This window comes from Micromonospora sp. NPDC003197 (assembly GCF_053590565.1).
The window spans coordinates 290,133-313,786 of the sequence record NZ_JBSFTE010000006.1 but is presented as its reverse complement, the minus strand read 5'-3'; the positions used below and the strand labels follow the sequence as shown (position 1 = coordinate 313,786).

At 68.2% G+C, this 23,654-nt stretch carries 30 protein-coding genes; 10 read left to right on the top strand and 20 right to left on the bottom strand.

Going from position 1 to position 23,654, the window contains the following annotated elements; all coding sequences use genetic code 11:
* Window positions 1-85: 85 nt before the first annotated feature.
* The 4 genes from ACWDV4_RS09770 to ACWDV4_RS09755 all read right to left on the bottom strand — a co-directional run bounded on the left by ACWDV4_RS09770 (window position 86) and on the right by ACWDV4_RS09755 (window position 3,776).
* On the bottom strand, window positions 86-994 hold the full coding sequence (locus tag ACWDV4_RS09770) for a hypothetical protein (protein WP_449976251.1): 909 nt from the start codon (window positions 992-994) through the stop codon (window positions 86-88).
* Window positions 995-1,149: 155 nt separating this feature from the next.
* Window positions 1,150-2,076 carry a pentapeptide repeat-containing protein gene (locus ACWDV4_RS09765; protein ID WP_449976249.1) on the bottom strand — a complete coding sequence of 309 codons (927 nt, stop codon included), beginning with the start codon at window positions 2,074-2,076 and terminating at the stop codon, window positions 1,150-1,152.
* Between the two features lie 87 nt (window positions 2,077-2,163).
* A complete protein-coding gene (locus tag ACWDV4_RS09760) occupies window positions 2,164-2,931 on the bottom strand; it encodes an SDR family oxidoreductase (RefSeq protein ID WP_449976247.1) in 768 nt (255 codons plus the stop codon).
* A 5-nt stretch (window positions 2,932-2,936) separates the two neighbouring features.
* Complete coding sequence (locus ACWDV4_RS09755; RefSeq protein ID WP_449976245.1) at window positions 2,937-3,776, bottom strand: alpha/beta fold hydrolase; 840 nt, start codon at window positions 3,774-3,776, stop codon at window positions 2,937-2,939.
* A gap of 138 nt (window positions 3,777-3,914) precedes the next feature.
* Between ACWDV4_RS09755 and ACWDV4_RS09750 the strand changes: the two genes are divergently transcribed.
* Both ACWDV4_RS09750 and ACWDV4_RS09745 read left to right on the top strand, forming a co-directional pair.
* Complete coding sequence (locus ACWDV4_RS09750; protein ID WP_449976244.1) at window positions 3,915-5,246, top strand: aminotransferase-like domain-containing protein; 1,332 nt, start codon at window positions 3,915-3,917, stop codon at window positions 5,244-5,246.
* A gap of 61 nt (window positions 5,247-5,307) precedes the next feature.
* On the top strand, window positions 5,308-5,793 hold the full coding sequence (locus ACWDV4_RS09745) for an HIT family protein (protein WP_449976243.1): 486 nt from the start codon (window positions 5,308-5,310) through the stop codon (window positions 5,791-5,793).
* Window positions 5,794-5,836: 43 nt separating this feature from the next.
* On the opposite strand, the gene ACWDV4_RS09740 is transcribed toward ACWDV4_RS09745, so the two are convergent.
* Window positions 5,837-6,730: a Vgb family protein gene (locus tag ACWDV4_RS09740; protein ID WP_449976241.1), complete on the bottom strand. Its 894-nt coding sequence runs from the start codon at window positions 6,728-6,730 to the stop codon at window positions 5,837-5,839.
* A 113-nt stretch (window positions 6,731-6,843) separates the two neighbouring features.
* Window positions 6,844-7,791, bottom strand: coding sequence for a helix-turn-helix domain-containing protein (locus ACWDV4_RS09735; RefSeq protein WP_449976240.1), 948 nt, complete (start codon window positions 7,789-7,791; stop codon window positions 6,844-6,846).
* A 101-nt stretch (window positions 7,792-7,892) separates the two neighbouring features.
* Between ACWDV4_RS09735 and ACWDV4_RS09730 the strand changes: the two genes are divergently transcribed.
* Window positions 7,893-8,933: a saccharopine dehydrogenase family protein gene (locus ACWDV4_RS09730; protein WP_449976238.1), complete on the top strand. Its 1,041-nt coding sequence runs from the start codon at window positions 7,893-7,895 to the stop codon at window positions 8,931-8,933.
* A 66-nt stretch (window positions 8,934-8,999) separates the two neighbouring features.
* On the opposite strand, the gene ACWDV4_RS09725 is transcribed toward ACWDV4_RS09730, so the two are convergent.
* The gene (locus tag ACWDV4_RS09725) at window positions 9,000-9,941 is read right to left on the bottom strand and encodes an AraC family transcriptional regulator (RefSeq protein ID WP_449976237.1); all 942 of its coding nucleotides are present in this window, start codon (window positions 9,939-9,941) and stop codon (window positions 9,000-9,002) included.
* Between the two features lie 82 nt (window positions 9,942-10,023).
* On the opposite strand from ACWDV4_RS09725, the gene ACWDV4_RS09720 reads away from it, so the two are divergent.
* Window positions 10,024-10,854 (top strand): NmrA family transcriptional regulator, encoded by an 831-nt coding sequence (locus tag ACWDV4_RS09720; protein WP_449976236.1) that lies wholly within the window; start codon window positions 10,024-10,026, stop codon window positions 10,852-10,854.
* Window positions 10,855-10,872: 18 nt separating this feature from the next.
* Window positions 10,873-11,370, top strand: a complete 498-nt coding sequence (locus tag ACWDV4_RS09715) for an anthrone oxygenase family protein (RefSeq protein WP_449976234.1) — start codon at window positions 10,873-10,875, stop codon at window positions 11,368-11,370.
* Window positions 11,371-11,398: 28 nt separating this feature from the next.
* Here ACWDV4_RS09715 and ACWDV4_RS09710 read toward each other — a convergent pair whose 3' ends face one another.
* The 10 genes from ACWDV4_RS09710 to ACWDV4_RS09665 form a co-directional block, all read right to left on the bottom strand.
* Entirely contained in the window at window positions 11,399-11,998 is a 600-nt protein-coding gene (locus ACWDV4_RS09710) for a MerR family transcriptional regulator (RefSeq protein ID WP_449976233.1), read from the bottom strand.
* A 236-nt stretch (window positions 11,999-12,234) separates the two neighbouring features.
* Complete coding sequence (locus ACWDV4_RS09705) at window positions 12,235-12,699, bottom strand: bifunctional nuclease family protein (RefSeq protein ID WP_449976232.1); 465 nt, start codon at window positions 12,697-12,699, stop codon at window positions 12,235-12,237.
* A 179-nt stretch (window positions 12,700-12,878) separates the two neighbouring features.
* On the bottom strand, window positions 12,879-13,586 hold the full coding sequence (ftsR, locus tag ACWDV4_RS09700; protein WP_449976287.1) for a transcriptional regulator FtsR: 708 nt from the start codon (window positions 13,584-13,586) through the stop codon (window positions 12,879-12,881).
* Between the two features lie 50 nt (window positions 13,587-13,636).
* Window positions 13,637-14,089 carry an oxoglutarate dehydrogenase inhibitor Odhl gene (gene odhI / locus ACWDV4_RS09695; protein ID WP_449976230.1) on the bottom strand — a complete coding sequence of 151 codons (453 nt, stop codon included), beginning with the start codon at window positions 14,087-14,089 and terminating at the stop codon, window positions 13,637-13,639.
* A 217-nt stretch (window positions 14,090-14,306) separates the two neighbouring features.
* Window positions 14,307-14,687, bottom strand: coding sequence for a glycine cleavage system protein GcvH (gene gcvH, locus ACWDV4_RS09690; RefSeq protein ID WP_449976229.1), 381 nt, complete (start codon window positions 14,685-14,687; stop codon window positions 14,307-14,309).
* A gap of 63 nt (window positions 14,688-14,750) precedes the next feature.
* Complete coding sequence (locus tag ACWDV4_RS09685) at window positions 14,751-15,608, bottom strand: DUF881 domain-containing protein (RefSeq protein ID WP_449976228.1); 858 nt, start codon at window positions 15,606-15,608, stop codon at window positions 14,751-14,753.
* Window positions 15,609-15,618: 10 nt separating this feature from the next.
* Window positions 15,619-15,951: a small basic family protein gene (locus ACWDV4_RS09680; protein ID WP_449976226.1), complete on the bottom strand. Its 333-nt coding sequence runs from the start codon at window positions 15,949-15,951 to the stop codon at window positions 15,619-15,621.
* The gene (locus ACWDV4_RS09675) at window positions 15,948-16,844 is read right to left on the bottom strand and encodes a DUF881 domain-containing protein (RefSeq protein WP_449976225.1); all 897 of its coding nucleotides are present in this window, start codon (window positions 16,842-16,844) and stop codon (window positions 15,948-15,950) included. The genes ACWDV4_RS09680 and ACWDV4_RS09675 overlap by 4 nt, the downstream gene beginning before the upstream one ends.
* Window positions 16,844-17,494 (bottom strand): CDP-alcohol phosphatidyltransferase family protein, encoded by a 651-nt coding sequence (locus ACWDV4_RS09670; protein ID WP_449976224.1) that lies wholly within the window; start codon window positions 17,492-17,494, stop codon window positions 16,844-16,846. Before ACWDV4_RS09670 ends, ACWDV4_RS09675 begins: the two co-directional genes overlap by 1 nt.
* A gap of 296 nt (window positions 17,495-17,790) precedes the next feature.
* Window positions 17,791-18,180 carry a DUF2267 domain-containing protein gene (locus tag ACWDV4_RS09665; RefSeq protein ID WP_449976223.1) on the bottom strand — a complete coding sequence of 130 codons (390 nt, stop codon included), beginning with the start codon at window positions 18,178-18,180 and terminating at the stop codon, window positions 17,791-17,793.
* A gap of 147 nt (window positions 18,181-18,327) precedes the next feature.
* Between ACWDV4_RS09665 and ACWDV4_RS09660 the strand changes: the two genes are divergently transcribed.
* The 3 genes from ACWDV4_RS09660 to ACWDV4_RS09650 all read left to right on the top strand — a co-directional run bounded on the left by ACWDV4_RS09660 (window position 18,328) and on the right by ACWDV4_RS09650 (window position 20,059).
* A complete protein-coding gene (locus tag ACWDV4_RS09660; RefSeq protein WP_449976222.1) occupies window positions 18,328-19,209 on the top strand; it encodes a universal stress protein in 882 nt (293 codons plus the stop codon).
* A 144-nt stretch (window positions 19,210-19,353) separates the two neighbouring features.
* Complete coding sequence (locus ACWDV4_RS09655) at window positions 19,354-19,563, top strand: phosphatidylethanolamine-binding protein (protein WP_449976220.1); 210 nt, start codon at window positions 19,354-19,356, stop codon at window positions 19,561-19,563.
* A 4-nt stretch (window positions 19,564-19,567) separates the two neighbouring features.
* A complete protein-coding gene (locus ACWDV4_RS09650) occupies window positions 19,568-20,059 on the top strand; it encodes a hypothetical protein (RefSeq protein ID WP_449976218.1) in 492 nt (163 codons plus the stop codon).
* Here ACWDV4_RS09650 and ACWDV4_RS09645 read toward each other — a convergent pair.
* The gene (locus ACWDV4_RS09645; protein ID WP_449976217.1) at window positions 20,056-20,262 is read right to left on the bottom strand and encodes a hypothetical protein; all 207 of its coding nucleotides are present in this window, start codon (window positions 20,260-20,262) and stop codon (window positions 20,056-20,058) included. The genes ACWDV4_RS09650 and ACWDV4_RS09645 overlap by 4 nt on opposite strands.
* Before the next feature lie 242 nt (window positions 20,263-20,504).
* On the opposite strand from ACWDV4_RS09645, the gene ACWDV4_RS09640 reads away from it, so the two are divergent.
* Window positions 20,505-21,158 (top strand): hypothetical protein, encoded by a 654-nt coding sequence (locus ACWDV4_RS09640; protein WP_449976215.1) that lies wholly within the window; start codon window positions 20,505-20,507, stop codon window positions 21,156-21,158.
* 8 nt (window positions 21,159-21,166) lie between these two features.
* Here ACWDV4_RS09640 and ACWDV4_RS09635 read toward each other — a convergent pair whose 3' ends face one another.
* The gene (locus ACWDV4_RS09635; protein ID WP_449976286.1) at window positions 21,167-21,319 is read right to left on the bottom strand and encodes an amidophosphoribosyltransferase; all 153 of its coding nucleotides are present in this window, start codon (window positions 21,317-21,319) and stop codon (window positions 21,167-21,169) included.
* A 202-nt stretch (window positions 21,320-21,521) separates the two neighbouring features.
* Here ACWDV4_RS09635 and ACWDV4_RS09630 point away from each other — a divergent pair, with 202 nt between their 5' ends.
* Window positions 21,522-22,103, top strand: coding sequence for a type 1 glutamine amidotransferase domain-containing protein (locus ACWDV4_RS09630; protein WP_449976213.1), 582 nt, complete (start codon window positions 21,522-21,524; stop codon window positions 22,101-22,103).
* 77 nt (window positions 22,104-22,180) lie between these two features.
* On the opposite strand, the gene ACWDV4_RS09625 is transcribed toward ACWDV4_RS09630, so the two are convergent.
* Window positions 22,181-23,476 (bottom strand): exo-beta-N-acetylmuramidase NamZ family protein, encoded by a 1,296-nt coding sequence (locus ACWDV4_RS09625; protein ID WP_449976212.1) that lies wholly within the window; start codon window positions 23,474-23,476, stop codon window positions 22,181-22,183.
* Between the last annotated feature and the right edge of the window lie 178 nt (window positions 23,477-23,654).

Sequence of the window (23,654 nt, the reverse complement as noted above, 5' to 3'; positions counted from 1 at the left end):
CCGCCATCCGGCCGGCGCGACGCGGCCAACGTGCTGAGCCGGGTGCGGGTGGCGTCGTCAGTGACGCCACCCGCACCCGGACACGTCAACTACCGCAGATCACGGTCACGCTGGCGTACCAGTTCTCCGCCCAACCGTCGGAGTCCTCGTACGCCCAGGCGTTGGCCTGGCTGCCGTTGGACCGCAGTCCGGTGAGCATCACCTGCGTGCGGTCGTCCTCGTGGATGCTGGAGACGTTGATTCCGCCGCCGACGCTGTAGGGCGACTTGCCAGTAGGGCAGGACACGGAAACGTTGTGCATCGCAGGGCTGGTCATCGGCGATGTGGCGCGTACCCGTTCGTAGCCGGCCGGCTGGTTGGCGCAGATCGCGTACGTCCGCAGCGACTCCTGGCCGTGCGCCACCGTACCCTGCTCCACGGTGCGGGCGGTGCCGATGGTGTACGTGGGTAGTTCCGTCACGGAGTTGAAGCCAGGCTCCACGTAGGTGAGGACGAACGCCCCGTCGGTGTTTTCCACCTGGGCACCCGAGCCGAGCAGTTTCTTCGTCCCCGGGCAGGTCGCCGTCTTGGACATCTGGTGGTAGTCGTTCCAGCCGGCCTTGACCTCCGAAACGACCTGGTAGCCGGAGGGTGCGGTGGCACAGATGGCGACAACGGTGAAGGCCCAGTCTCCGGTGTACTTCACCGCGCCGACCTCACGCATCCCGACAGTCCACGACCGGCCGTCGGCCGACGGCGCGAACTGGTCCATCGCCACCCGCCCGACAGCTCCCGGTGACGCGGTGAGATACCCACCGCCGCCGGTGACGACCTTGCCGACGGGGCACGTCAGAGTACGGCTCTTGTCCGAACTGTTCGAGGCGGTCAACGCGGTGATCACCTCCATCCCGGCTGGTGCCGCCGAGGCTGGTGCCGCCCAGCCGATCCCTCCTGCCGTCAGCACTGCCAGTGCGACGGCCGCCCGGCCGAGCCCGAATCTCGTAGGAACTCGCATGTCTGCTCTCCTTGTCCCGAAGCGGTGACCGGAGCGATTGCGTACCGGTCGACCTCCGTCAGGTGGTCACTGACGGCTGGGAACAAGCCTGGAGAGCTGCGCTTGCCGTCCACTATTCATCCGCTTGGCGGGGCGCGATCCGCCCGCTTGCGGGGCTACCAGTGCCGGGGACGGCGCAGCGTGGCGGGCAGTTTCGTGGCGGCGCTGCCCCGGGCCGCGTTGAGCTGCTGCTGGGTGAGGAAGAGACTTCCGGTGAGGTCAGCGCCGCTCAGGTCGGCGTCCCGGAAGTCCGCGCCGACGACATCGGCTTCCCGCAGGTCGGCATCCCTGAGGTTGGCGGCGATCAGGTAGGCACCGCGAAGATTGGCGCCCCGAAGGTTGGCTCCGTGCAGTCGGGCACCGATCAGGTCGGCTCCGCGATGGTTCTTCTTACGCCCGGGAACCTTCGCCCGCGCCAGCTCACTGGCGCGCAGCAGCAGGTCACTGACGTCCTGGCGGACTGCGGCCACATCCACCGTCGCCAGAATCTGCGCGTCGGCGTGGGTAAGCCGCTCGACGTCGTCGAGCGCCCGGCGTACCTCGCGGTGCACCGGGCGGGCCGACGGTAGTTGGAGTGCCTCGGTCAGGTACCAGAGCAGTTCGTGGAGTTGCCGCATGGTGGCGAACACGTCGAACATCTGCCGAGCGTTGTCCGGGTCCTGTCGCCAACTCCGGCCCTGGAACGTCACCTGGGACACCTTCTGCCCCGCCCCGAGGCAGTCGAAGACGGTGCATCCGGTGAAGCCCCGCTCGCGAAGCTGAGAATGGATACCGCACCGAAAGTCGTCCCGCAGGTTCGTACACGGTTTTCCGGCCGCCTTGTCGACGGCGAAGTCGGCCGACGCGGCGAAGGGCAACGCGACGCAGCAGAGCCCGAAGCAGTTCGCGCAGTCCGCCCGCAGACCGAGACGGTCCCGGTCAGCGGGCGGGGGGTGGTGTTCTCCAGCCAACGTACGAATCTCCTGCCACGCGGCGAGCACCGCGCTTTCTGCTGTGCTCTGGACGGAAATGTAGTCTTCCCGAACCGGCGTTGGCGCAGCCATCCGGGGGCTCGAGAGTTGACGCTCCACTGACCGGGGCGCGAACGCGAACAGCCGCCACGGCCGTTCGACCCCGATGCAAGTCGCGGATCAGGTGGCTTCGCGATGCACCGCAAGCGGGGCGAAACTCTGGGCGACCGGCATCAACTCGATGGTGTTGATGTTGACATGGTCCGGTTGGGCGGCTGCCCAGTACACCGACTCGGCGATGTCGTCGGCCAGCAGCGGCCGGGTGCCCGCGTAGACCGCGCCCGCCCGGACACTGTCGCCGCCGAAGCGCACCGTGGAGAACTCCGTGCCTCCGCTGAGGCCGGGCTCCACGCAGGTCACCCGTACGCCGGTGCCGTGCAGGTCGGATCGCAGGTTGAGGCTGAACTGGCGGGTGAACGCCTTGCTGGCGCCGTAGACGTTGCCGCCCGGATAGGGGTAGGTGCCGGCGATCGAGCCCAGATTGATGACGTGGCCACGGCCCCGGGTGACCATTCCCGGCAGGATCGCCCGGGTGCAGTGCAGGAGTCCCTTGCAGTTGGTGTCGACCATTTCCGCCCAGTCGTCCGGGTCGGCCTCGTGAGCCGGCTCCAGTCCTCGTGCCAGGCCGGCGTTGTTGACCAGGATGTCGATGTCGGCGAATTCGGCGGGCAGCGCTGACACCAGCTGCCGCACCGCCGGCAGGTCACGCACGTCGACCTGCCGGGCAAGTACGTTCGGGCCCAGTTCGGCGGCGAGCGTGGTGAGTCGGTCGGCCCTGCGGGCGCAGGCCACGACCCGGGCACCGCCGGCGGCGAACCGTCGGGTGATCGCCGCGCCGAAGCCGGCGCTGGCACCGGTGACGAGCACGGTGTACGGCCGCCCAGACATGATTCTCACTGGATCTCCGTAGCAGTCGAGGCGGCCTGCGCGTCGGCGGCCGGTAGGCGGTCGAGGAAGCTGCGCAGGGCGGCGTCGAACTCTGCCTGCCGTTCCAGGTTGGGCATGTGCCCGGCACCGGAGATGATCGCGATGGTCGCGTCGGGGATGTGCTCGTGCATCACCTGGGCGTCGGCGACCGGGGTGAACTCGTCCTCGCTGCCGACCACGACCAGCGTGGGCACCTCGATGTACGGCAGCATGCTCAGGTAGTCGGGGCGCTCGGCTCGACCGCGCAGCGCGGCGGCGGCACCCTCGGGGGCGGTGGTCCGCATCATGTCCAGCACGTGCGCGGCCACCGCTGGCAGCGCCGCGATGTTGGCCGGTGCCACCATCTTGGCCAACACCTCGTCCGCGTACGGGCCCATCCCCTCCCGCAGCAGCCGATCTGCCTGCGCGTTACGTCCTATCTTGCCCTGCTCGGTCTCTGCGGCGGCGAAGGTGTCGGCGAGCACGAGGCCGCGGACGCGTGCCGGGAACAGGCGGTGGAGCTCCATGACTATCTGTCCGCCCATGGAGAGCCCGCCGAGCACGAACCGGTCGACTCCCAGGTGGTCCAGGAGTGCGGCGATGTCGCGGGCGAAGGTGTCGAGTGTCGTCTTACCGGGCACGACCGTGCTCTCACCATAGCCGCGCAGGTCCGGGGTGATCACCCGCCAGCCGAGCCGAGCGAAGGTCTCGACCTGCGGGGCCCACATCGACCGGTTGAAGGGGTGGCCGTGTACGAGGACCAGCGGTTCGCCGCTGCCCTCGTCGTCGTATCCGAGCGTGACGTCGCCAATGGTCACCGCACTCATCGGGGTCCTTTCCAGGTTTCCGCCTTGACACCTCGATGCTATTTGGTGCAATATCTCGGTGCAATAAAAGAATTGATCTCAGTGCAATATTCTTTCGGCCGCTCGAACCCCCACCCGAGCCGGAACAGGATGAGGCTGATGGAGGACTACCGGCGCATCGCCGACCAACTGGCGGCCGACATCGCCGCCGGACGCCTACGCCCAGGCGAGCGACTCCTGCCGCAACGTCGGTTCGCCCGGCAGCACGGCATCGCCGACTCCACGGCAGCCCGCGCGTACGGCGAACTCGTCCGCCGCGGGCTGGCCGTGGGAGAAGTGGGCCGGGGCACCTTCGTACGCGCCGCCCCCGCCGGTCCCGAACCGGCGCTCGCCGAACCGGGCGAATCCCGAATCGACCTGGAACTGAACTTCCCGGTGCTGCCGCAGCAGGCGGAACTACTCGCCCCCGGCCTGACCCGGATGACCCGGCCGGATATGCTCGCCACCAGCATGGGGGCGCTAGGACCGGCCGGTACGCCAACGGCCCGGGAGGCAGCCGCATCGTTTCTCGCCCGTGCCGACTGGACCCCCGACCCTCGGCGCATCCTCTTCGCCGGCAACGGCCGGCAGGCGATAGCCGCAGCCCTCTCCGCCTGCGTCCCGGCGGGCGAACGACTCGGCGTGGAACGGCTCACCTATCCCGTCGTGAAGGGCATCGCCGCCCGACTCGGCATCACACTCGTGCCGCTCGCCATGGACGAGCATGGCCTCCTGCCGGAGGCGGTGACCGAAGCGTTGCCGCTGCGCGCCGTCTATCTACAGCCAGCAGTGCACAATCCGCTCGGCGTGACGATGCCGCAGGAGCGCCGAATCCGGCTGGTGGAAGCCCTACGCCGGGCCGACCTGCACGTGATCGAGGACGGCATCTACGGCTTCCTCCGCGACGACCTGCCGCCGCTGGCCGCACTCGCCCCCGAACGCACGATCCTGGTGGACAGCCTCTCCAAACGGCTGGCACCCGGACTGACACTGGGATTCGCGGTGCCGCCCGCAGGCGGCGGGGAACAGCGCATGACGTCGGCGTTGCGCTCGGGAGCATGGACAGCCTCCCGATTCGCCCTGGACGCGGCAACCCAGTGGCTGACCGACGGCACCGCCGCCACCATCGGCGAGGCGAAACGCCTGGATGCGCGACAACGGCAGCAGATCAGGGCGCAACGGCTGGCCGGATTCACCGTGCACGCCGACCCGAACGGCTACCACTGCTGGTGGGAACTGCCGGACCCGTGGCGGGCCGAAACCTTCGTCGCTGCCGCCGCCCGGCACGGCATCGCCGTCGCACCAGGAGCCGCCTTCGCCGTCGGCGCGGGCCACGCCCCGAACGCCGTACGACTCGCCCTGGGTGCCCCCACCCACGACACGCTCGCCGAAGCCCTGGATCTGCTCGCCGGCCTGGCTCGCGGCGCACCGGAGGACGCCATACCGGAGTGATCCGACACGGCAGTGGCATCAGCGCATCAGGGGCGAAGCGCCACCCCATAGCGTTCCTGGCATGGATGTGTCATCAGGATGCTTCGCCTGCGACAACAACAGTCGGATCGATTCGCTCCCCGCCCGGGAGCTCGTGGCGGCAGACGAACACTGGCGAGTCGCGCACGCGTTCGACACGGCACTACCAGGCTGGCTGATCCTCCTCCCCCGCCGGCACGTGACAACGATCGCCGACCTGAACGACGGTGAAGCGGCGGGCCTGGGCGGGTGGCAGGTCCGGCTATCCCGAGCGCTGAAGGCGGTCACGGGTTGCGTGAAGACCTACGTGGTCCAGTTCGCCGAAGCCGACGGCTTCGCCCACGTCCACTTCCACATCGTCCCTCGGATGGGCGACCTGGCCCCGGATCGGCTCGGGCCGAACGTTTTCGGACTGTTGGGTGCGACCGGGGACGCGCGAGTCGACAACGAGCTAATGGACAACCTGGCTCAGGCGCTGCGGACGTACCTCGCGCCGGACCGTCTCACGTCCACCAGGTCACCGAGCTAACTGCTTGGCCGGCAGCCATTGACCACACCCCGGGAGACGGCGGTCACGGGTCGAGACGGGCAACCTTGCCGATCTCCAACGCCGTCCACACCGCGCCGTCGGGGCCAACCGTGATGCCGTGTGGCTCACTGGACGAGGTCGGCAGGTCGTACTCCTCGAGGGTGCCGTCCGGGGTGACGTGGCCGATCCGGTTAGCGCCCCATTCGGTGAACCAGCAACCCCCCTCGGGGTGGGCAACGATGGCGTGCGGACGACAGGCACGATCGGGCAGCGCAATGTTGCGGATCTGACCGTCCGGGGTGATGCTGCCGATCTGGCCGGCGCCGATCTCGACGAACCACAGGGCACCGTCGACGCCGGTGGTGATGCCCACCGGGGCGGCGTCTGCGGTAGGCAACGGGTGCACGGTGACGCTGCCGTCGCAGGTGATCCGGCCGATGGCGTGGGCCTGGTTGAGGGTGAACCACAGCGCGCCGTCCGGCCCGGCGGTAATGGCCGAGGGCATCCCACCCGAGATGGGCAGCGCGAACTCGGTGAGCGCACCGTCGCAGGCGATCCGGCCGATCCGGTCGGTGTGCATCTGGGTGAACCAGAGCGCACCGTCCGGCCCGGCGGTGATGCCGAACGGACCTCCCGCGCTCGGCAGCGGAACCGACGTGGCCTGCCCCTCGACGCTGATCCGCCCGATCCGGTGGTCACGGAACCGGGTGAACCAGAGCGCACCGTCGGGACCGGGCGTGATCGTCGAAGGCCCGCACGTCGAGGAGTCCAGCACGTACTTGTCGCACTTCTCGTCGCCGCTGAGGCGAACGATCTGGCCGACGTGGACCAGGGTGACCCAGAGCGCGTCGTCCGGCCCGGCGGTGATGCCGTACGGCCCCGCCTCCGGGCCACTCACGCTGATCTCCCGAATCGACCTGCCGACGGACTCAGACACAAGGACCTCCAAACGCAACTCTTGTAGCGATAGGAAGTGTGCCATTGCTCAGGCCGGTCAGCAACCGATCAACACGACACGGGGACCCCACCATCGAGGCGCGGACCGCGGCTTCACGCCCGGAACGTACGGCGGTAGGTGTCCGGCGGTACGCCAATGGTGCGGTGAAAGTGGCGGCGCAGCGTCGTCGCCGTACCCATGCCCGCGGCCGAGGCAATGGTGTCGACGCTGTCGTCCGTGGCCTCCAGCAACTCCTGCGCGTGGCGGATCCGTTGCGTCAGCAGCCACTGCAGTGGGGTGGTGCCGGTAACCGAACGGAAGTGGCGGGTCAAGTGCCGCGAACTCATGTTCGCCTGACGGGCCAGATCCTCCACAGTGAGCGGCTGATCCAGCCGCCGCATCACCCAGGGAAGCAGCTCTGCCAGGGGATGGCCGTCCTGGGCGGGCACCGGTGTGGTGACAAACTGGGCCTGGCCACCGGCCCGGTGGGGCGGCACGACCAGACGACGGGCGACCACGTTGGCGACCGCCGAGCCGTGGTCACAGCGGACCAAATGCAGGCACAGGTCCATCGCCGCGGCCTTCCCCGCAGAGGTGAGCACGCTGCCGTTGTCGACATAGAGCACGTCCGGGTCAACCGTCACCCGGGGATAGCGCGCCGCCAGTTCCTCGGTGTGGGCCCAGTGCGTGGTCGCGCGCAGCCCGTCCAGCAGGCCGGCAGCGGCGAGCACGAAAACGCCCGTACACAGGGAGACCACCCGCGCTCCCAACTCGTGGGCCGCGCGCACCGCCGCGACCAGGTCCGCCGGCGGGTCCTCGTCGACGTCCGCCAAGGCAGGAACGATCACAGTGTCGGCATGCGTTAGCCGGTCAAGCCCACAGTCCGGCTCCACCAGGAACCGGCCGACCCGCACGGCGTGCGTGCCGCACACCGTGACGTCGTACCAGGGGCCGGGCAGGGCGGCCGGGGCGGAACCGAAGACCTCGTAGGCCAGGGCCAACTCGAAGTGCAGCATCCCGTCGGTGGCGGCGATCGCCACCGAACGCGAACCAAAAGTCATGTCGGAAACTGTACGGGTCATGTCGTTCCAGACACTGTCCCGGATGGGCCAACCGCGACAAGATCTTCCTAGTCGATCACCTCGAACACACGGGAGCAGACATGGAATCGAATCGGAACGTGGCAGTGTTCGGCGCCTACGGGCACACCGGACGGTTCGTCGTAGCCGAGCTGCGCGAGCGCGGATACCTACCGCTGCTCCTCGGTCGCAACCAGGACAAGCTGCAGACGCTGGCACAGGCCCCGGGGCTCGAAGCACGGCAGGCGTCAGTCGACGACCCGGCCTCGCTCGACCGCGCACTGCACGGCGCGACGGCCGTCATCAACTGCGCCGGGCCCTTCGCCACAACCGCCGCCCCACTGGTCGAGGCGGCGCTACGCGCCGGCATCCCGTACGTCGACGTGGCGGCCGAAATCGAGGCGAACCTCGACACGTTCGCGCACTTCGCGGAACGCGCCCGCGACGCCGGCACCATCGTGCTCCCAGCGATGGCCTTCTACGGTGGCCTCGGCGACCTGCTCGTCACCACCGCGATGGGTGACTGGACGACGGCAGACGAGGCGCACATCGCCTACGGCCTGAGCAGCTGGCACCCCACCAACGGAACAATCGTCTCCGGCGTGGTCTCCGGGCAGCGACGCGGCGGCCGCCGCGTCCGCTACACCGGCGGACAGGTGCAATACCACGACGACCCGATGCCGACCGTGCAGTGGCCCTTCCCGGCCCCGCTCGGCCCCCAGAACGTCATCGCAGAATTCACCATGGCCGACATCGTCACCATTCCCAGCCACCTGACCATCCCAGAGGTACGCACCTACATGGCCGCCAAGGCAGCCGCGGACCTGTCCGCCCCCGACGCCTCGGCACCCACCGCCGTCGACGAGCGCGGCCGCTCCGCGCAGACCTTCGTCGTCGACGTCCTCGTCCGCTCCAACGGCATGGAACGCCGCATGGCCGCCACCGGTCAGGACATCTACGCCATCAGCGCACCGCTCGCGGTGGAGGCCGTCGACCGCATCCTCACCGGCCACACCAGAACCACCGGCGTCGCCTCCGCCGGCGCGGTATTCGACGCCCCGGACTTCCTCCGTGCCCTGTCCACACACCTCTCACTGGACATCCCACTCGACACCCGCAGCTGACCGGCGACCCGCACGGCATGTGCCTCCATGCTCTTCGCCGCAATCGCCCAAAACTCGCCCCAGCGGTCAGTCCCGAGCGGCTCCGACACGATACTGCTGGGGACTGACCCCCTGCTTCCGTTTGAAGGCGGCACTGAGGGCAAACGAACTGCCGTACCCCACCCGCCGGGCCACCGCCCCGATGGTGACATCGGTTTGCCGCAGCAGATCCGCCGCCAAGGCCAGCCGCCAACCAGCGAGATAGGTCATGGGCGGCTCGCCAACCAGTTCGGTGAACCGGCGGGCCAGCGCCGCCCGGGACACCCCGGCATCGGCGGCGAGTGCGGCAACCGTCCACGGTTGGGCCGGATCGTCATGCAACGTCCGCAGCGCCCGCCCCACCACCGGATCGCCAAAGGCCCGATACCAGGCCGGAGCATTCCCCTCCGGACGGGACAACCAGGCCCGCAGCCCCGCAATGAGCAACAGGTCCAGCAACCGGTCCAGGACAACCTCCTGCCCCGGCTCGTCCTTCACGATCTCGTCGCTGAGCAACCCCACGAGCGGGCTGTCCCACGCCTCCCCCGGCAACACCAACAATGTGGGCAACGCCGCCAGCAGCCGCTGACTGACCATACTGGCCAGCTGATAGGTGCCCGTGACCAGGACCGTCGCACCATCCACACCAGAACCCCAGGTGCGCACCCCCCGGTCCGTCAACCCGGACAGTGGCTCCCCGTCGGGGGTACTACACCCCTGCCCCGGATAAATCACGGCCTGCGGTGGCGTCGCCGGATCGTCAGCCACCCGGTACGGATCCGGACCGCGCGCGATCGCGACATCCCCCGGTCGTAGCCGCACCGGCTCTCCCCCGTCCGGCACCACCCAGGCATCCCCACGCACCAACGCCATCAACGTCAGCGGCGCACGATCCTCGATCCGCAGGCACCACGGCGGATCCAACACCGACCGAAGCAGAAACGCCCCTCGAGCGCGTGGCCCGTCCAACAACCCCGCCAACGCATCCACCCGACAGAGCCTAGACGATAAAACATGGGAACGAGCCTCACAACCATGGAGCGTCTCACCATCGCGCGCTTGACTTAGTGGCATGACAGCCAACACCAAAACCACCCTGGTCCTCGGCGGCACCGGCAAAACCGGCCGACGGGTAGCCGACCGGCTCACCACACACCACCTACCCGTACGCATCGGCTCCCGCACCGGCCAACCCCCGTTCGACTGGGCAGCCCCCGACACCTGGGCCCCCGTACTACGCGATGTCGAATCGGTGTACCTGGTGTTCTACCCAGACCTGGCCTTCCCCGGCGCCGCCGACACCATCCGCGCCTTCACCACCCTCGCCGTCGACAACGGCACCCGACGCCTGGTACTGCTCTCCGGCCGAGGCGAAGAAGAAGCCCAAGCCAGCGAACAAGCCATACAGGACTCCGGCACCGAATGGACCATCCTGCGCGCCAGCTGGTTCAACCAGAACTTCAGCGAACACTTCCTACTCGGACCAGTACTCGACGGCGAAATCGCGCTCCCCGCCGGTGACGTGGCCGAACCATTCATCGACGCCGACGACATCGCCGACGTGGCAGTCGCCGCCCTGACCAGCGACACCCACACCGGCCGGACCTACGACCTCACCGGCCCCCGGCTGCTCACCTTCGCCGACGCCGCCGCCGAAATCGCCAACACCACCGGACGGGAAATCCGCTACACCCCCGTCACCCCCGCCCAGTACGCTGCCGCCGCAACCGACCACGGCGTACCCGAAGAACAAATCGCCGGCCTCACCGACCTGTTCACCCGAGTCCTCGACGGCCGCAACGCCCACCTGACCGACGGGGTGCGCCAAGCCCTCGGCCGCGAACCGCGCGACTTCACCGACTACGCCCGCGACACCGCCGCCACCGGCATCTGGAACCGCTGAACACCCGGAGACAAAACCATGGCACTACTCCAAGTCGCCGTGCTCATCGCGGCAACCATCACCACCGGCCTCATCGCCGGCCTCTTCTACGCGTACGCCTGCTCCGTCATGCCCGGACTACGCCGCACCGACGATCGGACATTCGTCACCGCGATGCGGCAGATCAACGAAGCCATCCTCAACGGCTGGTTCGCCGGCATCTTCGTCGGCGCACCAGTACTGACCACCGCAGCCGTCGTACTCCACCTGCCCACCGCCGGACGGCCCGTGCTGCCCTGGCTCATAGCCGCGCTCCTCCTGAACACAACCACGATCGCCATCACCTTCGGCATCAACGTGCCACTCAACAACGACCTCGCCGCCGGCAACCCGAACAGCGCCACGCTCGCAACGATCCGGGAAAAATTCGAGGCGAAATGGGTCCGCTGGAACATCGTCCGAGCCGCCACACCCACCGCCGCGCTCGCCTGCCTCACCTGGGCACTCGTCCTATATGGACGCCTCGGAAGCCCGTGACCTCACAAGAAAAATCGGCGTACGCAGGTCAACCCGCCCGACGGCGGGCCCGCCGCGCCGCCAACTCATCACCGACCGACTCCGCCACCTCAGACTCCCGCTCGCCCGATGAAGGCGGCACCGCACGCTCCGCCGGCAGATGCGACAACGACCCCTGGATCTCCTTGAACGCGCCACCGATCGCAATACCGAAAACCCCCTGGCCGCCCTGCAACAGGTCGACCACCTCCTCCGGCGAACGACACTCGTACACGCTCGTCCCATCGGAGATCAACGTAATACCGGCCAGATCAGCCACCCCGTGCGAACGCAGCGTCTCGATCGCCTTACGGATGTTCTGCAACGACACCCCCGCATCCAGCAACCGCTTGACCACCTTCAGCACCACCAGGTCACGGAACGAGTAGAGCCGCGATGTGCCCGATCCCGACGCATCGCGTATGCTCGGCACCACCAAACCGGTACGCGCCCAATAGTCCAACTGGCGATAGCTGATGCTGACCGCATGACAGGCGGTGACTCCGCGATACCCCACGGAGCCGTCGTCCAGATCAGCGGTCCCCGTCGGATCCACCACGACTGGACGATGATCGGACGAACCTGGGTCAGGGTCCTGTGGCTCGTGCATCCGGAAAACCTCCCCCGCCAGTGCGGTAACACATCGTTTCCGGGACGTGTCACCCCTCGACAAGGCAACACTAACGCCCACCGTTGGGGTTACCCCGCAAGATCTGCCGCGACACGCCGCAGCGCCGACACCCCGGAACCCCATCCGCGCACCTCAGCGACGGACCCGCCCAACCGACCACAAACGCAAACAACGGGGCCGAAGAGTAATCCCCAGCCCCGCCCGGCACCACCAACTCAGCCCGCGAAGTCCTCCGGCCGCACCTGCTCCAGGAACTCCCGGAACTTCTCGACCTCGTCCTCCTGCTCGTCCGGAATGACGATCCCCGCCTCGGTCAACACCTGCTCGGCACAGCGAATCGGCGCACCCACCCGCAACGCCAACGCAATCGAATCACTCGGCCGAGCCGACACCCGAATCCCATCACCGATCAACAGATCCGCGTAGAAGACGCTGTCCTTCAACTCCGTGATCTCCACCGCCTGCAACGGCGCCTGCAACGCCGACAGCACATCCCGCAACAGATCATGCGTCAACGGCCGGGCCGGCTTGACCCCCTGCTGCTCATAGGCGATCGCAGTGGCCTCCACCGCACCGATCCAAATCGGCAGATAGCGGTCGCCCTCCACCTCCCTGAGCAGGACGATCGGCTGGTTGCTGGGCAGCTCCACCCGAACCCCGACCACGCTCAGCTCGCGCACCGCCGCCTCCGTGTCGTTGTCTACTTCCCCAGCACCGCACCCTTCCCTGCACGGTACACGGGCCGGCATGTCATCGTCCGACACGCGTCACCCGCGCTGCTCCCGCACCACGAAGGGTTACCCCACGAAGCCTACGGCACGCCCGGACCGGCAGATCTTTCCGCCAGCCGGGCGTCCCATCAACGGCCCAACGTCGCCCGCAGGCCCACCCGCACCAAAGCCGAGTGCAGCCGCTGCGACAAACCCACCAACTCCCGGGCCGTCTCCGCCGCCCGCGCCCGCGCCGCCGGATCATTCTGCCGAGCCAACGGCGCGACCAACTGGGCGAACAACCCCACCTCGCGATCAGCCGCCGTCCGATACCCCCGCAGATGCCGCGGCTCCAGCCCGTACGCCGCCAACCCCGCCACCGCCTGCGCAATGATCAGCGCATCCGCGTCGTACCAACCCGGCGGACTCGACACGAGCACCCCCAGCCGCTCCAGCTCGGCCAAAGTGCTCTCTTCGATGCCACTACGCGCCACCAGATCGGTCCGGCCCAGCCGCACCTCGCCCGACTCGGCCGACGACACATCCCCGGCCTCACGACCCGGCACCTCACCAGCCGGACCTACCGCCACCAACGCCGGCCGCTGCCGACCAGTGACCTCCGGCTCCCGGTCCATCGCCGCCAGTTGATCACGGATCACCCGCAACGGCAGATACTGATCCCGCTGCGCCGTCAGGACGAACCGCAGCCGCGCCACATCATCCCAGCTGTACTTGCGGTAGCCGGCCGGGCTGCGCTGCGGCTCGATCAGGCCCTCAGCCTCCAGAAACCGCAGCTTGGAAATCGTCGTATCGGGAAACTCCACCCGCAGATGCGCCAGCACCTCGCCGATGCTCATCAGCGGGTGGGGTCGCCCGGCCGCAGGCGCCGCTGCCGCCGCGCGCTCGTTCACCCCCGGCTGGCCTCCTCCTCCGGACGCGGACCAGCAATGAACACCAGCCGGAACTTACCGACCTGCACCTCATCACCGTTACTCAACGTCGCCGCCTCGACCCGCTCCCGATTCACATAGGTGCCGTTGAGGCTGCCCACATCACGAACCGTAAAGGTGCCACCATCGCGGTGGAACTCGGCGTGCCGCCGTGACACCGTCACGTCGTCGAGGAAGATGTCACTGTCGGGATGCCGCCCACTGGTGGTCACATCATGGTCCAACAGGAACCGTGCACCAGCGTTAGGACCGCGCCGGACGACCAGCAACGCCATCCCGGGCGGCAACGAGCCCGACATACGGCTCGGCACCACATCGGGATCCGGTCCCTCCAACACTTCCTCAAGGGCACCGAGATTAAGCGTCGAAGTGACGTCGAGTGGGGGGAACTCGTCGTCTGGGCGCGTCATGGGGACCACCTCACGGATCAGATCGGTCGGCGTCGGGTAATGGCGGGTCTGGCCGCCGGGCGGTTGAACTCCCGGCGGCTGGCTCCCCGTTGCCTGGGTAGGCACTTCCGCAACGCGCAACTATCGGGTTCTCGGTCGACTGGGCGAGCCTAGCCAGCGCCGAAAAACAGGGCAACCAGACGCGCGGACACAACCCACGGCTGGGATGTATCCACGGTCAGCCTTCAGTCAACTCACGATAGGCCGCAGCAGTCAGCAACCCATCGATCGACGTCGGGTCATTCGGGGCAATCTCGACCAGCCAGCCAGCTCCGTACGGATCAGTGTTGATCGCCTCCGGCGCATCGCCAAGCTTGTCGTTACGGGCCACCACCGTACCCGTGAGCGGGGCGTACAACTCAGAGACACTCTTGGTCGACTCGACCTCGCCGAACGATTCTCCTGCCGTCACGACCGCGCCCTCGTCCGGCAACTCGACGTAGACGATGTCACCCAGAGCGTCCTGCGCGAAATGCGTGATGCCCACGCGCACCGGCCCGCTCCCGTCGCCCGACACCCACTCGTGTTCGGCCGTGTAACGCAGTTCCTCAGGAATCACCAGACCGTCCTTCTCGTTGCACTGACCGGTGACGCACCGGCGAACCGGCGCGGCCGCGCCCGGTCAGGAGACCGGACGCGCGTGTTTCAAATCGTTCGGCACGCTCAGCGCCGAAACATCAGCCACCTCGCGTTCCTGGACGATCACGTTACCGCCGTCCCCGTTGACCGACGCCACCACCCCGCCCGGAATGTTGAGCGCGGTCCGCATCGTCGTCGGATCCCCGATCACCGTGATCGTGTACGGCCCGCTCATCGGCCGTCCACGCACCGAAATACCGTTATCCGCATCCAAGAAGAAGGTGTCCGCGACGATCCGCACCGGCGTACCGTCACTGCCAGCAATCTGCATCGCCTCGGCACCCGCACCCCGCAACTCCTGAACCGCGTCCAGGATCGCCGAAGCCCGAATCGGCTTCGCACCCGCCACAAACCTGATCTCCAACCCCGGGCCACGCGCCGGTAGCGTCCCCGCCAGGATCCCCAGCTCGTTCGCCCGCCGAGTCGCCTCCTCCAACGCAGCCTGCCGCCCCTGCGCGCCCGAAGCCAGCTGCCGCTGGCTTTCCTCCAGCGCCGCAATGTCCTGCCGGAGCCGCTCCTCCTGCGACTCCAGGTCGGACAGAATCCGGACCAGGTCCTCCTGCCGGGCCGCTGCCAACGTCGGATCCGTCGACGTGCTACGCAACTGCGCCACCAGGGCGAACCCAAGCAGTGCAAGCAACACGACGATCATCGCCCCGGCACCAGTTAGTTTCGTTCGAGCCCGCCCCCACCAGTCGACCGGATCCGAACGCTTCTCCGGACCATCCTCGGCCACCTCCGCAGACGCCTGTGGCGGCTTCGGTGACGACTCTGGCTCCGGCGGGGTCACCGAAGCCGCCGGCTCTGCCGCCGTCTCGCGTTCTTCCTCATCCGCGCTCATCGCATCGAACCTACGCCCGGAACAGGTGCCGACGAATAGCCGCCACGTTACCGAAGATCCGTACGCCCAAGACGACCACGACACCCGTAGACAGCTGTCCCCCCACCCCCAACTGGTCACCGAGATAGACGATGATCCCCGCAACCAGAACGTTGGAGATGAACGAAATCACAAACTGCTTGTCGTCGAAGATGCCATCGAGCTTCGCCCGCACCCCACCGAACACCGCATCCAGCGCAGCCACCACCGCGATCGGCAGATACGGCTGCAACGCGGCAGGCACACTCGGATCCAGCCAGACACCGAGCACCACGCCGGCAATCAAGGCGAGTACAGCGATCATCGGCCCCCTCCGGAGGGATTCGGAGTCACCCCGGAGCCGGACGGCGTCGGGGTGGCTTTCGGCGACGGCTGCGCGTATCGCAACTGCGCTTCACTTGCCGAAGGCAAGGTAAGATCATCGGCTTTGCGAACACCGAAGGACATGCCGTGGCTGGCGGAGACACTGCGCAACAGGCGGGCAGCGGCACTGTCCCGGAACCGTCGCTCCATCTCATCCGGACCGATAGCCGACACCTCGTACGGCCCCGACACTGGCCGGAAGTCGACCAGGATCGCACTCCCGGCAGCCCGGATCGTCGAGGTGGCGGTCAGGCGCTGGCCGTTGATCGCAATAGCCTCCGCACCAGCGCTCCACAACGCGTTGGCGATGCTCTGCAGATCGGAGTCGAGCACCCGGCCAAGGTTCGTTTCGCCGGCACCGGTGACCGCGTCCGCCTTCGACGAGGCGTCGGCAACCCGGACCACCACCCCGTCACCGCGTACCCGCCCCAGCCCGGTGATGGCTTCAAGATCCCGCAGTCGGGCCGCGTCGCTGCCGGTCAGTGCGGCGTCGCGTTGCCGGGCCACCTCAACGCGGAGTACCTCGGCTCGCCGAGCCAGCGCGTCGGCCTCGACCTCCCGCTGCTTGATCTGCTCTACCAGGCCGGCGCGCGCCTGACGCCGACTCGGTTCCTCCGCCAGCGTCTGCCGGTAGGCGACCGCCAGCAGGAATCCCAGGGCCACCAAGGTCACCAGACTCACTGCCCGGATCGTGCCTCGGCGCCAGCCGCGTACCGGCCCCTGCGAACGGCGATGCTCCGCCGCGTCGTGATATCCCGGCTCGAGCGGGTTGCGGAACAGCTCGGTCAGGAAGTCCGGGGCGTAGGAGCGTGCCGGCTCGGGCTCGGTGCCCATCAGGCCGCTCCCGTCCGATACTCGCGGGCCGCCCGGACGAGGCCGACGGCCTGGATCACGTAGAGGACGCCGGCCACCCAGTAGAGGACCAGTCCCCACCACGCCAGGCCCCAGCCGATGGCACCGGCAGCGGTCGCCGCCCCGGATACGGTGCTGGCGAGCAGCAGGACGGGGAATGCCGCGAGCAGAATGAACGTGGCGGTCTTACCGACGTAGTGCACCGGTGGCGGGCCGTAGCCGTAGCGACGTAGCACCAGCAGGGAGAGTCCGAGAAGCAGCTCCCTTGCCAGGAGAGCGGCGGTGAACTGCCAGGGCACCACTTCCCGGGCGGTGAACGCGACGAGGGTGGCGAGGATGTAGAGCCGGTCAGCTAGTGGGTCGAGCAACTCCCCCAGCCGGCTCACCTGGCGCAGCCGCCGGGCGATGTAGCCGTCGATCCAGTCGCTTGTACCGCCGATGGCCAACACCACGATGGCCGCGATGTCGGCGTGGGCGACCAGGAACAGGTAGAGAAAAATCGGCACGCCAAGCAGCCGACCGAAGCTGATCAGGTTTGGAATGGTGAAGACCTGGCTGCCTTTGTCCGAAGACTGGGCAGAGGTGTCACCGGTTGGCTGGGCATGCACTGCCCGCGCCGGCCGACGCGACACCGAACCTCCCTCCGCGACACGGTCCGGTGCTCTCACCTCAAGACGGCGAGCGGTTGGGAACCGGTGCGCGCTCCGGCCGGGTTGTCGTGGGACTCCTGCCGGACCCCGGGCGACGCCGGCACATCGACACATCCCAGACCTCTCGGGTTGCCGATCTGGTCTGGGCTGCTGCGTTGCCGTGCCACTATATCCGGCCCGAGTCGATCTTGGCGGATGTGAGTCGGCGGGTTGGTTTTCGCGGTGAGCGAGTAGTCACTACCCCTAGTGCGTCCTAGGATGCTAGGTGTTTGTCTAGATCAGCCGCTCAGGCTGGCCCGACCGAACAAAACGGCGTAACCGGATGGCAGCTGGGTCAACACGTCGTTCAGTTCACCCCCGCTGACCGCCTCGGCGACCGTGCACAGCACGGCGCTGGCATCCCACTGGGCCGTCTGTGCGGAAGCACCCGTGGCGCTGGCCACCCGGTCGAGAAAGTCCCGCACCCCGAACGCCACGGCTGGGCCCCGTTGTTCGGTCAGCCAGGCCCCCACCGGCAACGGCAACTGGGCCGCGAGGTCCTCGGCTTCCGCCGGATCCAACCGCTGGGACAGCACGCCGAGGACCAGGCGGATCACCTCTTCCGCCGCTACGTGGTCGGGATACTCACCGCGCTCCCGTACCCGCGCCACGAACTCGTCGTACTTCATCACTCCCCCTCCGCGGTCGCCGCGCCGACATCCGCTACGGCGGCCGCGGGTGGTTACCCCGACAGGGGGTGATGATGCGCCGACACCACGCAGTGGCGAACGGGTGCCGACTGCGCTACCCGCCGCGGGGTCCGGGATAGTGGAGCAATGAGTACAACAGCTGGCAAGACCGTGGTCGTCGGGGTCGACGGCTCGGACAGCTCCCTGAACGCGGTACGGACGGCTGCAGCCGAGGCCGCTCGCCGGGGACGCGCCCTACACGTCGTACACGCGTTCGTTTGGCCGATGCTGCGAGTTCCGGTTGGCCCGCCACCGGGCGGTCCCGCCGAGGGTGGCCTGCGTAACCAGGCCGAACGTGTGCTGGCGGATGCGGTGGCCGAGGCCGAAGCGGCCGCACCCGGGATCACCGTCACCGGAAGCATCGTCGAGGGACAGCCCGCAGCGGTATTGCTCGGCCAGTCCCGGGACGCGGATCTGCTCGTACTCGGTGATCGTGGGCTCGGCGGCTTCGCCGGCCTGCTGGTCGGCTCGGTCGCGATCCAGGTCGCCGAATACGCCCAGTGCCCCGTACTGATCACTCGCGGCACTCCGCCCACCACCGGACCGGTGGTCGTCGGAGTCGACGGCTCGGCCCGTTCAGCCGCAGCGGTCGCCTTCGCCGCCGAGGAGGCCGCCCAACGGGGCGTGGAACTCGTCGCGGTGCACACCTATCGAGAGCCGGTGTCGCTGGGCCCGGGTGACATGTTGCCGCTGGTCTACGACGTTGACGCGTTGCGGGTCGAGGAGGGACAGGTCCTCGCCGAAGCGGTCGCCGGACTTGCCGACAGCTATCCGGACCTGCGGGTCGTTCAGCGGTTGGTGCAGGGACGCGCCGCTCCGGCACTGATCAAGGAGGCGGCCACCGCCCAGCTCGTGGTGGTGGGAGCCCGAGGCCGGGGAGGATTCACCGGTCTACTACTCGGCTCGGTCAGCCAGTCGGTGCTGCACCACGCCGAATGCCCCGTGGTGATCGTCCGCCACCAGGACTGACCCCCGCACTCGCTCGGTACGAACCGGCCCGGTCCGCCACGGACCGGGCCGGTGTCCGTCGGACGACCTGCTGATGCGCGAATGGTCCGCCCGAAGGCGGGTAGACGGCCGGCGTACGTCACCGGACACGACGGGAGGCACCCCATGCCAGGACCACGGCCGGGCAGTAAAGCGTACGACGTTGAACGCGCACGGTTGCGCAAACTCATCGAGGACTCGGGGCGGGCCGCCGACCAGGAGGCGAACACCGTCGCCAACCGGATCCTGCAGGAGGACCGCGAACAGCGGGGTATCCTGCGCGGCGAGCGTGGACGCGGCCCCAAGGGGGAACGCGGCCGCGGTGAGCGGCGGTGACGCGATGGCACGCGGCACAGAAGTAGACCGGGGACGTGCGCTGCTGGACGGCGCGATCGCTGGGGCAGTGGGCAGTACCGCGCTCAACGGGGTGACCTACCTGGACATGGCGTTGCGCGGTAGACCGGCCAGTAGTACACCGGAACGTACCGCCGGGAAGCTGGCGGCGTTGGCGCACCTGGGGCTGGGGCCCGAGGACCGGGCAGCGAACCGCCGCTCGGGCCTCGGGCCCCTGTTCGGATATGTGATCGGGGTGGGAGTCGCGGCCGCTGGTGCCGCGGTACTCGGACGACCACGGCTCCCTACGCCGATCGGCGCCACGCTGCTCGGCGCCGGCCTCATGCTGCTCTCGGACGGGTCGATGACCGTGCTCCGGGTGACCAATCCCCGGCAGTGGAGCCGAACGGACTGGATCTCGGACATCATCCCGCACCTGATCTACGGTGCGGTCGCCGTGGCAACCTGGCACCGGTTGGTGCAGCGGTCGAAGCACTAGCCGCCGGCCGACTCGCTCTGCTCGACGGGTTCGGCAACTGGCCTACGCGACGGCCCGTACGGTGAGACCTGGTCACGTGGCACCGGACGGGCCTGGCCACCGCGCGCCTTTGGTCGGCGATCGGCCGGACCGGGTGCCTTGCTGTCCTGCACCGTGGGGTTGCGTCCGTTACGACGCAATTCCGGCTGCTGCACGTTCGTCATGCCTGTCTCCTTCCGCCCTGGACGCCAAGGTGCTCGCGTCACTGGGTACGGCCCGGGATTACCCGGCGGGTCGGGGCGGCATACCGTCGGCCGCACGGAGATCCGGTCGCGCCACAGCGGCCGGCGATCTCTCGGCTGCCGGCGGGCCACTGGCCACGCCTCGATGCTCCCAGGGGCCGCTACGCCAGGGCCTATTCACCCAGCCAGGGCCTATTCGCCGGCTCGCGGGGTAAGCGAGCGTTATGGGCAATAGTCGCGCCGTCGTCCGAACCCTGCTTGACCGACATGGCCGCACCTACGCTGAGGATTGCGGCATCCAGCTTGCCGACCGCCCAGCGCCGCTGTACCAGTTGTTGGTGCTGGCCACGCTGCTGAGCACCCGGATCCGGGCCGGGGTCGCGGTCGCCGCCGCCCGAGAGCTCTTCGCGGCCGGATATCGCACCCCTCAGGCGATGGAGGCGGCCAGCTGGCAGGACCGGGTCGACGCGTTGGGCCGGGGGCACTACCGGCGTTATGACGAACGGACCTCGACGATGCTGGGTACCGGGGCCCGGCTGTGCCTGGAGCGCTGGCGCGGCGATCTACGCCGACTGCACCGGGAGGCGAATGGTGATCGGGGTGCGTTGCGGCGGTTGTTGACCGAGTTCCCCGGGATCGGTCCCACCGGCGCGGACATCTTTCTGCGTGAGGTGCAGGCGGTGTGGTCCGATGTACGGCCGTACACGGATCGGCGGATGAGTAGCGGAGCCCGCCGGCTGGGCCTGCCGACGACACCCGACGCGTTGGCTGGGCTCGTTACCGGGCGTGATTTCTCCCGCCTGGCCTCCGCACTGGTCCGGGTCTCGCTCGGAGAGGCACCGGCGGAAAGCCTGACCAAGGCGGCGGGCGCGCGCTGATCGACAGGTCAACTGACCGGTTTGTCGGGCTTAGGTTTGGTAAGGAACCACACGAGCACCGCAGCGAGTATGCCCAATACGACCAAGGCATTGGTGACCCCGGCACCCTCCGGGGGTCGACTGCCGAAATAGATCACCGCAAGACCGGCAGCAAAAGCCAGAAATGTCCGTAAACCCTTATTTTTCACGGAATTCACGTTAGGGCGGGCTTGCCCCCGGCACGATCGTTCATCACCTCCTTCCCACCACTGGGCGATGGTGGCGGCGTCGACCCGCAACGGTTTGTGCTCGATGGCCACGGGAAGGCCACCAGCAGCGGCGCGGCCACCGTAGTCGACCCGCGCCGCGGGAGGAGACGGCATCATGACCGCACAGCACACTCCCTTGATGGGCAAGACAGTGGCGTTCCTCGCCACCGACGGGGTCGAGGAAGTGGAGTACACCCAGTCGCGGGCGGCAGCCGAACAGGCCGGCGCACAGGTGGATCTGATCTCCACCCATCCCGAACCGGTCCAGTCGGTGCGCCAGGACATCAACCCGTCCGCCGAGTATGAGGTGGACCTGACGGTGTCCGAGGCGGACGCCTCCGACTACGACGCCCTGGTGCTGCCGGGCGGGGTCGCGAACGCGGACCGGCTACGCCTGGACCCGACGGCGGTGGTCTTCGTCCGTACCTTCTTCGAGCAGGAGAAGCCGGTGGCCGCGATCTGCCATGGCCCGTGGCTGTTGGTCGAGGCGGACGTGGTCAATGGACGCACCCTGACGTCGTATCCGAGCCTGCGCAGTGACATCACCAACGCCGGCGGCATCTGGGTGGACGAGCCGGTGCACACCGATGCGGGCCTGGTCACCAGCCGCGGCCCAGCGGACCTACCCGCATTCGGCGCGAAGTTGGTCGAGGAGTTCTCCGAGGGACTGCACGTCGGCCAGTTGACGTCCATCTGAGCCCAACTGTCGGTGGCCCGTTCCGGAATTTCCGGAACGGGCCACCGCCGCTGGCACCGACCGTGCTTCCCTGCCGGTCAGTAGAGCAGGTACGGGGCGCGCTGCCGGTTGAACGCCGTCAGCTCGTCCGACCAGGCATCCACCACGTCCGCGACGTCCGCGCCGGCGTCGATCATCGTCCGGAGCCGGGTGGACCCGGTCAGCTTGTCGATCCAGTACGGGCGGACCGCGTCCCAACTGTCGGCCCGCCAGGCGAAGGCCGGGTATTTTCGGGCCTCCACGAGCATCGCCACGGCGGTGCGGATCGGGTCGTAGCGGGCCGGATCGATCACCTTGACCTCCACCCCCGCACAAAGCTTGTTCAGCAGCTGCGGTTTCTGCCCGGCTGAGGTGGGTGAGAAGTACGCCTCGCGGAACCGTACGCCCGGCAGGTTCCGGGCGTTGAGCCGGTCGGACCAGTGGTAGTCGAAGTCGGTGGCCAGCCCACCGATCAGCTCGAACGGGCGAGCCGTTCCCCGCCCCTCGGTAATTGACGCGACCCCCTCGAAGAGGCCGGTGCCCGGATAGACCAGGGCGGTGTCGACCGTCGGCATGTTGGGGCTGGGCATCACCCACGGCACACCGGTCTCGGCGGCGAGCCGGTCCCGCTTCCAATGTCGGCAGGCGACCACGTGCAGGTCGACCGAGCGGCCCGCCTCGGCAGGCAGGAACTCGCCGTTGAAGAAGCGGGCCAGTTCACCGACGGTCATCCCGTGTTGCTGGACGATCTCCTTCTTGCCGACGCCCGAGGTGTAGGGCGCGGTCATCATCGGCCCGTATGCCCGACCGCCGATCGGATTGGGCCGGTCGAGAACAACGTACCGGCGGCCGAGCCGGGCGGCGGCGACCATCGAGTCGTACATCGTCCAGATGTAGGTGTAGAACCGGGCGCCGACGTCCTGGATGTCGAAGACGACCGTGTCGACGCCGGCCCGGGTGATCAGCTCGGCCCACTTGGCCTGGGACGCGCCGTAGGCGTCGTAGACGGTGACGCCGGTACGGGCGTCGATCCCGGTCCCCTCACTGCCGCCGGCCTGGGCGGACCCCCGAAAACCGTGCTCCGGACCGAACGCGGCGGTCAGTTGGACCCGACCGGATTCGTGCATGAGGTCGACCAGGTGTCGGTAGTCGGAATCGACCCCAGTGGGGTTGGAGATCACGCCGACCCGTTGGCCAGCGAGTACGGCGAACCGGGAGTCGACGAGTACGTCCAGACCGGTCTGGACGGCTCGGCCCCGACCTCCGGCCAATGCGGGGGTGCCAGCGACCGTCGTAGCGGTGACGCCGAGGGCACCCGCGGCAGCGGTGGCGGCTAGGAAGTTCCTGCGTTCCAAGGCGTACCTCCGTCAATCGAACCGGCAGGGAGACGCCACGAAAGTTACCTACGGGATACACAACGGTCAAGAAGGAAAGCTACGCGATCAGCCGCTCTCCAGGTCATCCAGACTGATGCTCTGGATGGTCAGCCAGCGAGCCAGCGCCGGCATACCAAACAACCACAACGGTGCCGAC

Excerpts from the sequence above, each read along its gene's own strand:
- ACWDV4_RS09770 (WP_449976251.1), bottom strand. The coding sequence starts at position 994 with ATGCGAGTTCCTACGAGATTCGGGCTCGGCCGGGCGGCCGTCGCACTG.
- ACWDV4_RS09765 (WP_449976249.1), bottom strand. The coding sequence starts at position 2,076 with ATGGCTGCGCCAACGCCGGTTCGGGAAGACTACATTTCCGTCCAGAGC.
- ACWDV4_RS09760 (WP_449976247.1), bottom strand. The coding sequence starts at position 2,931 with ATGTCTGGGCGGCCGTACACCGTGCTCGTCACCGGTGCCAGCGCCGGC.
- ACWDV4_RS09755 (WP_449976245.1), bottom strand. The coding sequence starts at position 3,776 with ATGAGTGCGGTGACCATTGGCGACGTCACGCTCGGATACGACGACGAG.
- ACWDV4_RS09750 (WP_449976244.1), top strand. The coding sequence starts at position 3,915 with ATGGAGGACTACCGGCGCATCGCCGACCAACTGGCGGCCGACATCGCC.
- ACWDV4_RS09745 (WP_449976243.1), top strand. The coding sequence starts at position 5,308 with ATGGATGTGTCATCAGGATGCTTCGCCTGCGACAACAACAGTCGGATC.
- ACWDV4_RS09735 (WP_449976240.1), bottom strand. The coding sequence starts at position 7,791 with ATGACTTTTGGTTCGCGTTCGGTGGCGATCGCCGCCACCGACGGGATG.
- ACWDV4_RS09730 (WP_449976238.1), top strand. The coding sequence starts at position 7,893 with ATGGAATCGAATCGGAACGTGGCAGTGTTCGGCGCCTACGGGCACACC.
- ACWDV4_RS09720 (WP_449976236.1), top strand. The coding sequence starts at position 10,024 with ATGACAGCCAACACCAAAACCACCCTGGTCCTCGGCGGCACCGGCAAA.
- ACWDV4_RS09715 (WP_449976234.1), top strand. The coding sequence starts at position 10,873 with ATGGCACTACTCCAAGTCGCCGTGCTCATCGCGGCAACCATCACCACC.
- ACWDV4_RS09710 (WP_449976233.1), bottom strand. The coding sequence starts at position 11,998 with ATGCACGAGCCACAGGACCCTGACCCAGGTTCGTCCGATCATCGTCCA.
- ftsR (WP_449976287.1), bottom strand. The coding sequence starts at position 13,586 with ATGAGCATCGGCGAGGTGCTGGCGCATCTGCGGGTGGAGTTTCCCGAT.
- odhI (WP_449976230.1), bottom strand. The coding sequence starts at position 14,089 with ATGACGCGCCCAGACGACGAGTTCCCCCCACTCGACGTCACTTCGACG.
- ACWDV4_RS09685 (WP_449976228.1), bottom strand. The coding sequence starts at position 15,608 with ATGAGCGCGGATGAGGAAGAACGCGAGACGGCGGCAGAGCCGGCGGCT.
- ACWDV4_RS09680 (WP_449976226.1), bottom strand. The coding sequence starts at position 15,951 with ATGATCGCTGTACTCGCCTTGATTGCCGGCGTGGTGCTCGGTGTCTGG.
- ACWDV4_RS09675 (WP_449976225.1), bottom strand. The coding sequence starts at position 16,844 with ATGGGCACCGAGCCCGAGCCGGCACGCTCCTACGCCCCGGACTTCCTG.
- ACWDV4_RS09665 (WP_449976223.1), bottom strand. The coding sequence starts at position 18,180 with ATGAAGTACGACGAGTTCGTGGCGCGGGTACGGGAGCGCGGTGAGTAT.
- ACWDV4_RS09660 (WP_449976222.1), top strand. The coding sequence starts at position 18,328 with ATGAGTACAACAGCTGGCAAGACCGTGGTCGTCGGGGTCGACGGCTCG.
- ACWDV4_RS09655 (WP_449976220.1), top strand. The coding sequence starts at position 19,354 with ATGCCAGGACCACGGCCGGGCAGTAAAGCGTACGACGTTGAACGCGCA.
- ACWDV4_RS09650 (WP_449976218.1), top strand. The coding sequence starts at position 19,568 with ATGGCACGCGGCACAGAAGTAGACCGGGGACGTGCGCTGCTGGACGGC.
- ACWDV4_RS09645 (WP_449976217.1), bottom strand. The coding sequence starts at position 20,262 with ATGACGAACGTGCAGCAGCCGGAATTGCGTCGTAACGGACGCAACCCC.
- ACWDV4_RS09640 (WP_449976215.1), top strand. The coding sequence starts at position 20,505 with ATGGGCAATAGTCGCGCCGTCGTCCGAACCCTGCTTGACCGACATGGC.
- ACWDV4_RS09630 (WP_449976213.1), top strand. The coding sequence starts at position 21,522 with ATGACCGCACAGCACACTCCCTTGATGGGCAAGACAGTGGCGTTCCTC.